Source organism: Anaerococcus hydrogenalis (assembly GCF_002871895.1).
GTDB lineage: Bacteria > Bacillota > Clostridia > Tissierellales > Peptoniphilaceae > Anaerococcus > Anaerococcus hydrogenalis.
The window spans coordinates 188,805-201,549 of the sequence record NZ_PNHP01000003.1; the positions used below are offsets into that span (position 1 = coordinate 188,805).

General features: G+C 29.2%; 15 protein-coding genes. 1 reads left to right on the top strand and 14 read right to left on the bottom strand.

Annotation, left to right across the window (positions count from 1 at the left end; translation table 11 throughout):
• Positions 1 to 55: 55 nt before the first annotated feature.
• On the bottom strand, positions 56 to 283 hold the full coding sequence (locus CJ192_RS05675; protein ID WP_102198074.1) for a hypothetical protein: 228 nt from the start codon (positions 281 to 283) through the stop codon (positions 56 to 58).
• A gap of 94 nt (positions 284 to 377) precedes the next feature.
• On the opposite strand from CJ192_RS05675, the gene CJ192_RS05680 reads away from it, so the two are divergent.
• Positions 378 to 782 (top strand): hypothetical protein, encoded by a 405-nt coding sequence (locus CJ192_RS05680; protein WP_102198075.1) that lies wholly within the window; start codon positions 378 to 380, stop codon positions 780 to 782.
• A gap of 13 nt (positions 783 to 795) precedes the next feature.
• On the opposite strand, the gene CJ192_RS05685 is transcribed toward CJ192_RS05680, so the two are convergent.
• The 13 genes from CJ192_RS05685 to eutM all read right to left on the bottom strand — a co-directional run bounded on the left by CJ192_RS05685 (position 796) and on the right by eutM (position 12,744).
• Entirely contained in the window at positions 796 to 1,245 is a 450-nt protein-coding gene (locus CJ192_RS05685; RefSeq protein ID WP_004813733.1) for a hypothetical protein, read from the bottom strand.
• 64 nt (positions 1,246 to 1,309) lie between these two features.
• A complete protein-coding gene (locus tag CJ192_RS05690; protein ID WP_244897288.1) occupies positions 1,310 to 2,713 on the bottom strand; it encodes a uracil-xanthine permease family protein in 1,404 nt (467 codons plus the stop codon).
• A gap of 160 nt (positions 2,714 to 2,873) precedes the next feature.
• A complete protein-coding gene (locus CJ192_RS05695) occupies positions 2,874 to 4,193 on the bottom strand; it encodes an MFS transporter (RefSeq protein WP_244897289.1) in 1,320 nt (439 codons plus the stop codon).
• A gap of 51 nt (positions 4,194 to 4,244) precedes the next feature.
• Positions 4,245 to 5,324 carry an ABC transporter substrate-binding protein gene (locus CJ192_RS05700; protein WP_102198078.1) on the bottom strand — a complete coding sequence of 360 codons (1,080 nt, stop codon included), beginning with the start codon at positions 5,322 to 5,324 and terminating at the stop codon, positions 4,245 to 4,247.
• The gene (locus CJ192_RS05705) at positions 5,321 to 6,118 is read right to left on the bottom strand and encodes an ABC transporter permease (RefSeq protein WP_102198079.1); all 798 of its coding nucleotides are present in this window, start codon (positions 6,116 to 6,118) and stop codon (positions 5,321 to 5,323) included. The genes CJ192_RS05700 and CJ192_RS05705 overlap by 4 nt, the downstream gene beginning before the upstream one ends.
• Entirely contained in the window at positions 6,108 to 6,905 is a 798-nt protein-coding gene (locus CJ192_RS05710) for an ABC transporter permease (protein WP_004817922.1), read from the bottom strand. The genes CJ192_RS05705 and CJ192_RS05710 overlap by 11 nt, the downstream gene beginning before the upstream one ends.
• Positions 6,898 to 8,004 (bottom strand): ABC transporter ATP-binding protein, encoded by a 1,107-nt coding sequence (locus CJ192_RS05715; RefSeq protein WP_004817975.1) that lies wholly within the window; start codon positions 8,002 to 8,004, stop codon positions 6,898 to 6,900. Before CJ192_RS05715 ends, CJ192_RS05710 begins: the two co-directional genes overlap by 8 nt.
• Before the next feature lie 167 nt (positions 8,005 to 8,171).
• Positions 8,172 to 9,257, bottom strand: a complete 1,086-nt coding sequence (locus tag CJ192_RS05720; RefSeq protein WP_102198080.1) for a 1-propanol dehydrogenase PduQ — start codon at positions 9,255 to 9,257, stop codon at positions 8,172 to 8,174.
• Positions 9,254 to 10,114: a MerR family transcriptional regulator gene (locus CJ192_RS05725; protein ID WP_102198081.1), complete on the bottom strand. Its 861-nt coding sequence runs from the start codon at positions 10,112 to 10,114 to the stop codon at positions 9,254 to 9,256. Before CJ192_RS05725 ends, CJ192_RS05720 begins: the two co-directional genes overlap by 4 nt.
• A 9-nt stretch (positions 10,115 to 10,123) precedes the next feature.
• A complete protein-coding gene (locus CJ192_RS05730; RefSeq protein ID WP_102198082.1) occupies positions 10,124 to 10,747 on the bottom strand; it encodes a DUF4125 family protein in 624 nt (207 codons plus the stop codon).
• A 1-nt stretch (position 10,748) separates the two neighbouring features.
• Positions 10,749 to 11,675 carry a DUF4037 domain-containing protein gene (locus CJ192_RS05735; protein ID WP_102198083.1) on the bottom strand — a complete coding sequence of 309 codons (927 nt, stop codon included), beginning with the start codon at positions 11,673 to 11,675 and terminating at the stop codon, positions 10,749 to 10,751.
• Positions 11,672 to 12,463 carry a tetratricopeptide repeat protein gene (locus CJ192_RS05740; protein ID WP_102198084.1) on the bottom strand — a complete coding sequence of 264 codons (792 nt, stop codon included), beginning with the start codon at positions 12,461 to 12,463 and terminating at the stop codon, positions 11,672 to 11,674. Before CJ192_RS05740 ends, CJ192_RS05735 begins: the two co-directional genes overlap by 4 nt.
• 5 nt (positions 12,464 to 12,468) lie before the next feature.
• Positions 12,469 to 12,744, bottom strand: coding sequence for an ethanolamine utilization microcompartment protein EutM (gene eutM, locus CJ192_RS05745; protein ID WP_004813762.1), 276 nt, complete (start codon positions 12,742 to 12,744; stop codon positions 12,469 to 12,471).
• Between the last annotated feature and the right edge of the window lies 1 nt (position 12,745).

Below are 12,745 nucleotides of genomic sequence, written 5' to 3' on the forward strand. Positions count from 1 at the left end.
TAAATATATAAAAAATACTAGAAAATTTATGGTTTAATAAATTTTCTAGTATTTTTTATATATATTTTTTATTTTCCAATAATTTTTCTATATTTTTATTAAGTCTATCAAGCTGTTTTATCATAAGCCAATTTTGTGCGTATAGGGCATTGATCCCTCCACCAGCAAACATACTTGAATTATTAAAAATAATCTCTAAATCTTCTTTTCTTATATCTTTTAGTTCATAATAATCCACTATTTGTTCAAATGCCTTTTCATTTTTCCTATCAAAAATTGCCATATTTTCCTCCAATCTATATAATATTTTTTACCCAATTTAAAATTATATAGATAAATTTCTTTTTATTGTGATATTATCTATATAGGAGGATTTTATGATAAAAAAATTGATTAAAATTTTTAAGCCTAATCTTTTCAGGGTATTTATCTTACTTATTTTGTTTTTAACAATGGGGGCTTATTTTTTAAAAACTAATATGAGCGGTGGACTTCTTCTAGTTGGAGATTTAATTTTTATCTTTGTAACTCTGCTTTTTTCAGATCATTTTGACTTGTACAAGAGTAAAAAATATAAAAACCAGTTTTTGCTTGCAGTTTTTTTTACCATTATTATAATTATGATCTTATCTATGGTTTTAGTTTATCTTGATATGGATGTGAATGATTTTAAGGGATTTAAGTCTATTTCTTTTAACTTATATATGCTAACAGGAGCCTATATTTTATCCCTCTTTTATAAGGAAATTAGATATTTTTTGGATACAAAAGCAAAAAAATAAGAAGGAGTCCTTCTTATTTTTTTAATATATCCAAGGGATCTATAGCTTGAGGAGATATGGATAATTTATTTTTGCTATTATAAAAGACAAAGATTGGAAAATTTGTATTTCCATCTTCTATATTTTCTACCAAGGTTTCCATAAAAAATTTCAAATCATTTTGGCTTATATCCTTTTGACTCTTATCTTGGTTAAAAATCCAAAATGGTGATAAGGGTTTAAATTCTTTTATATCTAAAAGTACTCCTGCATTTTGGTTTATATTTGAAAAACTTACCCCAAAAGCATAAATTCCATTTTCATGGTCTTCCTTTTGGTCTATATTTACATTTTCTGGTATCTTTACCACGTCAATTTCCATTACACTTGTAATTTTTCCATTATTTTTTTCAAATTTTTCTAATATTTTATCCTTATCTAATTGTTTTTTTACTAAATTATAATATTTTTTATCTTTTAACATTTTCACTCCTTTTTTAAGTAAAATTTTAGGGATGAAATTAACTTACATCCCCAATATTTTTTATTTAATTTTCTATTTCTTTTAATTCTAAACTTTCTATAGAATCTTCTTTTGCCTTATCTTCTTCTTTTTCTGGTATTAATAGGTTCATCAAAATAGCACAGATTGTTGAAAGTACAACTGGTGATGATCCGATTGCTATTGAAAGTCCTTCTGGCATAAAGGAAACTCCTGCTATTTGTGCGCTTGATACAACTGATGTAAATCCAATTCCAAGTGCTATTGATACTCCAACAATTGAAGTATTTCTTGCAGATAGGGGTTGGCTTGTTATCATCCTAATCCCATTCATTGTTATAGCAGCAAAAATTGAAAGGGTTGCTCCTCCCAAAACTGGATATGGGATTGTTGTAAGGATTGATGATAATTTTGGCACAAGTCCTGACACCAAAATTATTAATGAAGCAAGGGTAAATACTTTTTTATTTATAACCTTATTTATTGAAACAATTCCTGCATTTTGTGAAAATGTTGCTGTTGGAAGGCAACCAAGTGCAGCTAAAAATATATTTGCCACACCAAAACCTATAGTTCCACCACTCAATTCTCTTTTTGAAGGAATCCTATTCATTCCTCCAACAGTTGTTGAGGTCATATCTCCTATTCCTTCAATGGCTGTTACAATAAATATAATTGTTATTGAAAAAATTGCTGATGGCTCAAAGGATATTCCAAAATGAAATGGTTCAACAACAGAAATCCATCCGGCTTGACTTACTGATGAAAAATCAACCATATTAAAAAATAAGGAAATTATGTATCCAATTATTATTGCAAATAATACATTAGCAAGTTTTACCATTCCCTTTCCAAAATGGGTAAAGCCTAGGGATAAAATTAAAGTTATTCCTCCAACAAGCCAATTTTGCCATGCTCCCCATCCAGCTACATCCACGCTTCCTGCTCCTCCAATATTTGTAATTGCAATTGGATAAAGTGAAAGACCAATTACAAGAACAACTGTTCCTGAAACAAGGGGTGGGAAAAGTGGCATTATGTATTTTAATCCAAGCCCAAAAAGTATGGCACAAATTCCTCCTATTACTTGAGCTCCAAGAACTATGGCCACAACTTCTTTGGGTCCTCTTGCTCCAAACTGACTTGAAAGTGCAATCATAGTTGGAACATAGGAAAAGGAAACTCCAAAAATCATGGGAAGTTTTGACCCAATTTTTTTTATAGGATAAATCATAAGTAAGCTTGTTAGGGCTGATCCTATAAGAGAAATTTGAATCATGATAATTGTGTCTGAAGGATTAAGTCCTGCTGCTCCAGCAAAAATTAAAGTTGGAGTTATACATCCTGCTATCATTGCTATAACATGTTGAAAAGCAAGAGGCAAGGACTCTCTTAAAGTTGCATCTCCATCAAAACTAAAAAGTCCGTTAAGTGATTTGTTTTTTTCCATATTCTTCTCTTTCATATAAAATTTTTCGTTTAATTTAATCAATTAAAATGCCAATAAAAATTGCTTTTTATAATTGATATAGTAACAAAATACATAATAAGAATATCATAGGATAAAAATTATTACAAACCTTTAAAAAATTTATTTTAAAAAATCTAAATTAATATTTTTCATTAAATTTTTCAAGGTCTAAAAAATAAAATATAAATAAGGAAATTAGAGGAAGAAGGGCGTGCGATAGTATATAAGAATAATTAATAAAATTTAAGGCCTTTTGTCCTTGATCTAATATTTGTCCATCAAATTGACCAATTTTTAAAAAAATTCCACTTATAAAAACTCCCAAGCCAGATCCTAATTTTATGGAAAAAGTTGTTAATGAATAAATTGTTCCAGTAAGTTTTTTCCCATTTTTTTTAAAAGAAGAATCATCAATTTCTGCTATTATTGCATTTAAAACTCCTGTTTGAGGAGCTGTACCCAAAGATTTTAAAAATATCCCCAATAAAAATAAAATAAATGATTTTCTTACAAGAGAGATAATTAAAATAAATCCCCCAATCAAACCTATACTATGGCCTAATATTCCAGCATCTCTCATAGATAATCTTTTAGTAATCTTTGGTATAAAGGGAAGGGCACATATTATTGGTAGATAGGTGAAAATATTTATTGTAATAAGCCTATCTGTATTTTTTAAACTGTATTTTGCAAAGTAAGCCATCATAGTTGATGAAAGAGCAATTGATAAGTAGGTGAAAATATGGAGAAAAAATATGAGGATAAAATATTTATTTTTAAGTAAAATTTTTAGGCTTTGGAAAACTTTAAAATCACTTTTTATCTCTTCATCTTTAAGCTCTTTTACTGAAAATACAGGAATAAGTAAAAATATAAGGGCGATAATTGAATAAATAAGGGCAAGCTTTGACCAAGCTTTTTCTCCCTTACCAAAATAAGCTATCAAATTAAGGCTATAAGAGTTTATAAAAACTATGGCTATCATGGCAAAAAAATACCTAAAAGATCCCATCTCAACCCTATCTTCCTTATTTTTAGTACAAAGGGCTGTCATAGCCGAATAGGAAATATTATTCATAGTATAAAAAACTGTTCCAAGCAAGGAATAAATTAAAAATACATAGGCATATTTTCCATTTTGACTGAAATCATCTCTCACATTAAACAAAAGATAGGTAAAAATCACAGTCGGAAAAATTGAAATCAGATACCAAATTTTTGCCTTGCCCATTTTACTATTGGTTTTATCAATAATTCTTCCCATTATTATGTCACTTATTCCATCAAAAATTTTTGATACCATAAACAAGGACCCAATTATGGCAGGGTCAATTTTTATAATATTTGTGCAATAAAGCATTATAAAAGAAGATATAAAAGTCCAAGAAAAATTGGACCCAATATCTCCCAAGCCATAGCCTATTTTTTGAATTTTTTTCAATCTTTTTTCTCTTTCCATATTCATTCCTTAAATTTATAAAAATCCTTGCCAAATTTGACAAGGACCTTATTAATCAGCATGTGGGGAAATTTTTAAATCTAAAAACAAGTCATTATATAATATTGTTCTTTCCTTGCCAAGGTTTTTAAAAACTTCCAACTTTTCTATATCTTCATCGTCTGGATACAAGGTCTTATCATCTCTTGCTTCTTTGTCAATATATTTCATTGCCTTTTTGTTTGGAGTTGGATACCAAACATAATCTGCATTTTTTGCTGCAACTTCTGGCCTTAAAAGATAATTTATTAAGGCGTAAGCCCCCTTGGTATTTTTTGATGTTTTTGGAATAACCATGGTATCAAACCAAATATTTGATCCTTCTTTTGGAATCGTGTAAGAAAGATTTTTATTAATAGATTCTGCCATTGAGGCCTCTCCAGAAAATGTAATTCCAACATCAGCCTCGCCTTGGGCCATGTACATTCTTATCTCATCAGCAAGGATTGCCTTTACATTTTTCATAAAACCAACTAATTCATCCTTAGTTTGCCTTAAAACTTTCTCATCAGTTTCATTTAAAGATCTTCCATTTGCCAAAAGTCCAATTCCCAATGTTTCCCTTGCCCCATCAAAGGATAAGATTTCACCCTCAAATTTAGGATCCCACAAATTTTTCCAAGATGAAAAATCTTCTTTTTTGTACTTTTTGTTGTTATAAATTATACCAAAAGATCCCCAAAAATACGGAATTGAATATTGGTTATTTGGATCATATGATAAGTTTAAAAATCTAGAGTCTATATTATCAAGACCCTTTATTTTTTTGTGGTCTAATTTTTTCAAAAGTTTCTTATCTTTCATCATCTCAACCGTATATTCTGATGGAAAGGCCAAGTCATAGGAAGTTTTTCCCTGCTCCACTTTTGCCATCATGGCCTCGTTAGAATCGAAAGTTTCATATATTACGTGATAGCCTGTTTCTTTTTCAAAATCCTTTATAATTTGAGGATCGATATAGTCTCCCCAATTATAAAAATAAATATTTTTCGAATCCTGGTCTTTTTCTTTTTCGTTTAATTTTTTTTGTCCCAAAAATAAAAGAAGACCAATAGTTAAAATTCCTATAAAAAATTTATAAACCTTATTCATCTTGCTCTCCTTTTTTCTTCTCTACTCTGTATGACATAATAGCCAATTGCCAAAATTAAGGACAAAATAAAAATCATGGTTGAAAGGGCATTTATTTCTAGAGAAATTCCTGTCCTAACTCTTGAATAAATTTCTACAGAAAGAGTAGAAAATCCTGATCCTGTCACAAAAAATGTAACTGCAAAGTCATCAAGAGAATAGGTTAGAGCCATAAAAAATCCCGCAAAAATTCCACTTGCAATATTTGGAAGGATAATTTTATTTAAAATAGTAATATCATTTGCTCCCAAATCTTCCGCAGCCTTCATCATATCAGAATTTAAGGCGTAAAGTCTTGGTAGAACCATCAAAACCACAATTGGAATCGAAAAGGCAATGTGAGAGAGCAAAACAGAATAAAATCCCATGGGAATTTTTATTAAAAATGAAAATAAAATCAAAAATGAGGCCCCCATCATTACATCAGGTAAAACCATCAAAACCGAATTTAGGCTTAAAACTTTCTTTTTTAAATTTTTATCCCTCATATAGTAAATTGAAATAGCACCAAGCGTTCCAATAATTGTTGCAATTAAAGATGATAAAAGTCCAATTATTAGGGTATTTATTACAATATTTATTAATCTTTCGTCCTCAAAAACTTTTTTGTAGTATTTTAGGGTAAAGCTTTCAAAAACATTCATATTACCCCCGCTATTAAAGGAATAAAAAATCAAAAATCCTAGGGGTAAGTACATTACTATAAATAAAAAAATCAAGTATAAATTTCCCAGTCCATTTTTTTTATTTTCCATTTTTGACCGCCTTTTTATTTAAAATAGAAATAACTCCAAACATCATAAAAATCAAAACCAAACCAATAGTCGATCCCATGCCCCAATTTTGAGTTACCAAATAATGTTCTTCTACTGCAGCTCCTAGGGTTATAATTTTATTTCCACCAATAATTCTTGTAATCAAAAACAAGGAAAGAGAAGGAATAAAAACAGCTTGACTTGCAGCCATTACACCGTCCATAGAAAGGGGAAGAATTATTTTTCTAAAAGTTTGAAACTTACTTGCTCCCAAATCTTCGCTTGCAATTATATATTCATTTGGAATAGAATCTATAGCCCTAAAAATCGGAATTATCATAAAGGGAAGCTCAACGTAGGATGCAACCAAAATAAAGGCAGGATTTGTAAACAAAACCCCCTTACTTGCAAGTCCTAAAAACCCCATAATACTTCCATTTTTATTAAAAAGTCCAATAAAGGCATAGGCCTTTAAAACCAAATTTATCCAAGTTGGAAGGATTACCAAAAGCAAGATAAAATCTTTGTGCTTAGCCTTGGATAAAAAATACGAAAAAGGATAGGCCCACAAGAGGGTAAAGGCTGTTATCAAAAATGCAGTAAAGATAGAATTAAAGGTCATAATCATATAATTTTTATTTGAAAAATAGGAAATATAATTGTTAAAGGTAAAATTTCCATAAATATCAAAAAATGATTGGTAAATTAATAGAAGAATTGGGGCAATTATAAAAATTAAAATCCAAATATAATAAATAGCTGATAATTTTTGGTATTTTTTAGCCATCATCTTCTCCTATAGCATATTTTTCCATTCTCTTATCAAAATCATCCTCGCTTTCGTTATAGCGCATAACGTGGATATTTTCTGCGTCAAAAGAAATCCCTATATCATCGCCCTCTTCAAAATTTCTTGTTGTATGAATTTTCCACCTAAAGTCAGAAGAATCAAAACAAATTAATTCATTAAAAACTCCCCTGTACAAAATATTATCAATATTTACAACTATATCAGCCTCATCTATTGGAAGAATATTAATATCTTCAGGTCTAATTACAACTTCAACCCTTTCATTTTTATTAATTCCAGCATCAGAGCAGGCAAAAGTTTTATTTGAAAATTCAACCTTATAATCATCAACCATCCTAGCCTTTAAAATGTTACTTTCACCAATAAATTGGGCAACATATCGATTTATCGGCTCATCATAAATATCTTTTGGACTTCCTTGTTGAACAATTTCTCCCTTATCCATTACAAAAATCCAATCGCTCATAGCAAGGGCCTCCTCTTGGTCGTGGGTTACAAAAACAAAAGTAATACCCAGCTCCCATTGCAAATCACGAAGTAAGACCTGCATAGACTTACGAAGCTTCATATCAAGAGCAGACAAGGGCTCATCTAGCAAAAGCACATCAGGTTTATTAACAATTGCACGAGCTATGGCAACTCTTTGCCTTTGTCCACCAGACATTTGAGAAATTTCACGCTTTTCAAAACCAGATAAATTAACCATATCAAGAGCTTTTTTAACCTCTTTTTCTATAATTTTTTTATCAGTTTTTTTAATTTCAAGCCCAAAGGCAACATTATCAAAAACATTCATGTGAGGAAAAAGAGAATAATTTTGAAAAACAGTATTAACAGTCCTCTTATTTGCAGGTACATTCAAAACATTTTCACCATTTATATAAATTTCTCCAGAATTTGCTTCCAAAAAACCGGCAATAAGGTTTAAAATTGTAGTCTTTCCACAACCAGAAGGTCCCAAAAGGGTATAAAATTTTCCTTTTTCTAATTCCAAATCAACAGATTTTAATATTTCTTCATCATCAAAAAATTTAGAAACCTTCTTTAAAACAACAGAATATTTATTATCACACACATTATCACCCCCATAGTTTCTTTTAAAAGTATAACATAAAAGAAGAAAAAACACTCACAGAATAAAAATCACTTTATTTTTTTTAAAAAAATAAGATGGTTAATTAAATTATAACCATCCTTTTTTTGACACATTGAAATTTAGAAGTATTCTTTATATATTCATTTTTAAAAGGCATCTCTTAAGATATTTGCCAAATCAAATTTTGTAACCAAGGCTGGATTTGTTGGTGTGCACCTATCGTTTAGGGCTGTAAGTGCCATTTTTTCTATAGCATCATGGTAAGATTTTTCATCAATTTTTCCAAGTCCACTTAATTTTTCTGGAATATTGAATTTTTGATTCATTTCTTTTATCACTTTGATTAGGCAAGTGTAGTCCCTATGGTTTAGTTCTTGAGCTAATTTATCTAATTTTTTTCTAGCCTCTTCTGAATTTTTACAATTATATTCTATTACATAAGGAAGAAGTATTGCATTTAATCTACCATGAGAAATATGGAAAGTTCCACCAATAGTGTGGGCTAGAGAATGGTTAATTCCAAGTCCTGCATTATTAAAGGCAATTCCTGCCATGTTTGAAACTTCTAGCATCTTTTCTCTAAGTTTTAGCCTATCTCCATCATCATAAACTTTTGGTAAAATTTCAAATACTGTTTCTATGCAAGTTTTTGAAAAAGTATCAGTATATATTGATGAGTTTTTGCTAATATAAGCCTCTATTGCGTGAGTAAGTACATCCATTCCTGTATCAGCTGTAATGAAATTTGGCACAGTTTTTGTAAATTTTGGAATTAATAGGGCATAATCTGGAAGCATTATATCATCTATTAATACTTTTTTATCATTACCAACTGTTACAACTGCAAAATTTGTAGACTCACTTCCTGTACCTGCTGTTGTAGGAATGGCTACAAAAGTTTTCTTTGTTTTTTCTTCATTGTATATGTCATAAATAATAGCCTTAGTAGCATCGATTGCAGATCCTCCCCCAATTGCACAAATTAAATCAGGATTTGAAGCCTTTAGGGCTTTTTTTCCTTCTTCAATTAATTCTTGGCTAGGGTCTGGTTTTATTTCACTAAAAATATCATAAGAAATATTTCTATCTAATAATCTTGTTACTTGGTCTATCATTCTACTTTCTACTACAAATGGATCTGTTACAAAAAATATTTTATTAACGTCTAAAGAATTTAAAATTTCTAGGCTATCATCTCCAACATTTATAGTAGGTTTTACTGAAAATGTCATTTATTTTCCTCTACTTTCATTTCTATGGGTATTAGTATCTCTGTTACATATTTTTTTTCATCTCTAAAAGTCCAAGAATCCACTACAAATCTTTCTATAACCTCATCTGATAATTTATACCTATATTTTTTAGCCCAACTTCTAAGTTTTTCGTAAGATTTACTTAAATTTTCATATTTTCCAAAATGATAAATTGATCCATAAAATCCATCTTTAATAGTGAAGGTGATTTTCTTATCAAGAATTGGTTTTACTGCTTTTTGTATGTATAGACCCTTTATAGGCCTATGTTCCTTCTCATATTTTAATCTTTTAATATAAGAATCAAAATAAAACATAACAGGACCTGTTATCTTGTTATCCTTACTTTTTACAAAATTTGCAAAGTCTAAATCTAGGACAGTATCTTCATAATAAAAAGAAAAATCTATTGGATAAGAAATTAAATCACTTTTTTTTATATATTTAATACTAGGAGTGTTATTTCCGATTAAAAAAGCTGAAGATGCTTCTGATATTAACTCATTCCAATCTTTTATTATAGTTAATCTTTCTTCTAATCTTTTTATATCATTGCTTGTTCTTTTAATTAGTTCATTAAAAGTTCTACTAACATCATCATAATCTGCATTAAATATAAAATCTCTAATCTCATCCAATGAAAAATCCATAAACTGTAAGTATTTTATTATAGAAATTAAGAGGATAGTATCCTCTGTATAATACCTGTATCCGTTTTCTTTAACTAAGTCAGGTTTAATAAGCCCTATAGTCTCATAATGTCTTAAAGTTCTAGTAGATACATCTGCCTTGTTTGAAGCTTGACCAATGGAATATAATTTTTCTTTATTGATCATTTTTACTCCTTAATCATTTAGTTTTTTAAATAAGTACTTTGTATTTTCATAAATACTTTCTTCCAAGTTATAAGAAGGATCTTTTATCATCTCTTCAATAGCCCACAAGCTTTTTAAAGACAAAGATGAAATTTCTGCTATATAATAATCATTAGATGAAATCCTTTTATCCTCAGTCTCTTTTGGCCTTACTCTTAAGAGTTCCTTTGGAGTATCCGTTGACTTTAAGTTTAATATATTTTTAATATTTTCCAATAAATGAAGCTTAACTGGTGATAAGATTTCTAAATTTTCTTTAATAGATACAAACTTATCCTCATCCGTAAATTCCATCATCCTGGCATATTTATCAAAAATTGGATTAAAAGAATTTTTTTCTGCTTCTTTTAAGTCTTCGTATATATAATTTATAACTTTTTTATTATAAGCTAAATATTGAGCAAGTCTCATAATAAAAAATTCTTTTGGTGAATCCTGGCACACTGCCCTGCCATTAATCCCCCTAATTTGGTCAAAGTTTTTCCATTCAAAATCTAAAATCCAAGAAAGTTCATCGAAAATACATGATAAATTATAATCCTCAACTATATCTTTCATCAAGTTTTTATCAATATTTGTAAATAAATATCTCATATTAATTTCCTTTCACCAAATTAATGGCCCTAATTTGTGGATTTTTAATTGAATTTTGTATTTCAATAGCGTGATTTAATAAAAAATCATCATCTGATCTTGTAATAGACCTATACCTTAATATATCCTTTACATATAGACTTAGTTTCTCACTCAAATAAACAAGGTCTTTTTTATCATTTGATAAGAAAAATTTATTCATATCCTCAAATAACTGGTCAGGATAATACTTAATTTGTACTAGTCTTTTATATCTTAATTTATAATAAGGCATATAAACTTTTGCAAATAAAAAAAGCACTCCAAATAAAGCTTCCATAAACTCAGCCTTTGCAAAAAAAACTGCTGAAATATCACTTCTATCAAGAGATCTTTTTAAGTTATATTGTCCAGCTTGAGCCATTTGAAATAAATAGGCTGCAAGTTTTTTTCTAACTACATCTTCTGGATAAAAATCTAGTAAATATTTTCTATAATCTGAAAATAGACTACAATTATCTAAAAAAATTTCTCCATTAGTAACAGTAGCAAGGAAAGATTCTGGAATTTTTAAAAAATCTATATCATTAATTGGAAACTTCCTATATGATGTGTATTTTTCATAAAAATCTTCTAAAGAAAATAAGCCCACTCTTTTATCTGAAAGCTTTGAATCTACTCTCTCAAAGCCTAAAAATTCCTTAGGTAATTTTTTGAGTACAGACTCAATTTTATTTTTATAAATTTTTACATCATCTTCTTTTAACCAAATGCAAAATCCAGGACCAAAATCATGATCTTTTGAAATATCATCATCAAGACCAAAACATTCAGAGCCTTCTCCTACAAGTCCAATTGATGCAATATCTAAAATTTCTGGACAAGTGTCTTTAAATATAGGATAGGCTATATCATTAAAATATTTTTTTGATAATTCAATACCTTTCATGACATAGCCCTTTGTTTTTTAGCTTGATTAAGGTTTTTAACTAAAATATCCCTTACTGGACCCTTACCGACAGTTTCATCAAATACCTCTAAGGCTTTTTCGTAATAATATATAGATGTATAGTATTCTTTATTATTATAGTAAATATTGGCAGCTGTTGCATAAGCGTTAGCCAAGTGTGGAAGTCTTAATTTATTTTTTTCATAATAAAATATAGCCTCATTGGCATTTACCAAGGCCTTGCCAAACTTCTTTTTGAGTATTAAAATCTCTGCAAGATTAATTTTAGACACAGCTATCTTTTCTCCATTTTCTATAATTTTTAGGGCATTTTCAATATCTTCTTGGGCTAAATCAAGCATGTTTTTTGCCCTATAAGCCTGAGACCTATTATTATATACGCTTGCCATCAAATATTTTGTATCTTCAAGTTCTTTTAAAATATTTTCAGTTTCATTTAAATTTTTAATTGCCATGTCATAGTTTTTAGCAACAATATCGCAGTTTGATATATTTATTAGAAGACTGGCATAATCTTTTGAAATAAATCCGTAGCTGTCTAACACTAATTTTTGTATTACTTTATAAATCTTATAAGCAAAGTCTGTTTGACCCTTTACTCTAAGAAAAGATGCGAGCTCATTACCGACAGCGATAATGGCTCTTTCATCTTTTAAACTTATAGTTTTAGAAAATTCTTCCATCAAAAATAGAATAACTTCCTTGCCATTTGATTTATTAAACTTTAGCTTTAAATCTTTATAAAAGTTTGATAAATCATATTTCATGATTCTTATTTATTTTTTGGTAAAATTGTTTCAACTTCTGTATGTGGTCTTGGAATTACGTGAACTGAAATTAATTCTCCAACTCTTTGTGCTGCTGCAGCTCCTGCATCTGTTGCTGCCTTTACAGCTCCTACATCTCCTCTAACTAAAACTGTTACAAGTCCTCCACCAACATGTTCTTTTCCTACAAGAGTAACGTTAGCTGCTTTTACCATAGCATCTGCTGCTTCAATACTTCCTACTAATCCTTTTGTTTCGATCATTCCTAAAGCTTCGTTCATT

Coding starts and splice junctions, on each gene's coding strand:
- CJ192_RS05675 (WP_102198074.1), bottom strand. CDS start 283: ATGGCAATTTTTGATAGGAAAAATGAAAAGGCATTTGAACAAATAGTG.
- CJ192_RS05680 (WP_102198075.1), top strand. CDS start 378: ATGATAAAAAAATTGATTAAAATTTTTAAGCCTAATCTTTTCAGGGTA.
- CJ192_RS05685 (WP_004813733.1), bottom strand. CDS start 1,245: ATGTTAAAAGATAAAAAATATTATAATTTAGTAAAAAAACAATTAGAT.
- CJ192_RS05690 (WP_244897288.1), bottom strand. CDS start 2,713: ATGGAAAAAAACAAATCACTTAACGGACTTTTTAGTTTTGATGGAGAT.
- CJ192_RS05695 (WP_244897289.1), bottom strand. CDS start 4,193: ATGGAAAGAGAAAAAAGATTGAAAAAAATTCAAAAAATAGGCTATGGC.
- CJ192_RS05700 (WP_102198078.1), bottom strand. CDS start 5,324: ATGAATAAGGTTTATAAATTTTTTATAGGAATTTTAACTATTGGTCTT.
- CJ192_RS05705 (WP_102198079.1), bottom strand. CDS start 6,118: ATGGAAAATAAAAAAAATGGACTGGGAAATTTATACTTGATTTTTTTA.
- CJ192_RS05710 (WP_004817922.1), bottom strand. CDS start 6,905: ATGGCTAAAAAATACCAAAAATTATCAGCTATTTATTATATTTGGATT.
- CJ192_RS05720 (WP_102198080.1), bottom strand. CDS start 9,257: ATGACATTTTCAGTAAAACCTACTATAAATGTTGGAGATGATAGCCTA.
- CJ192_RS05725 (WP_102198081.1), bottom strand. CDS start 10,114: ATGATCAATAAAGAAAAATTATATTCCATTGGTCAAGCTTCAAACAAG.
- CJ192_RS05730 (WP_102198082.1), bottom strand. CDS start 10,747: ATGAGATATTTATTTACAAATATTGATAAAAACTTGATGAAAGATATA.
- CJ192_RS05735 (WP_102198083.1), bottom strand. CDS start 11,675: ATGAAAGGTATTGAATTATCAAAAAAATATTTTAATGATATAGCCTAT.
- CJ192_RS05740 (WP_102198084.1), bottom strand. CDS start 12,463: ATGAAATATGATTTATCAAACTTTTATAAAGATTTAAAGCTAAAGTTT.
- eutM (WP_004813762.1), bottom strand. CDS start 12,744: ATGAACGAAGCTTTAGGAATGATCGAAACAAAAGGATTAGTAGGAAGT.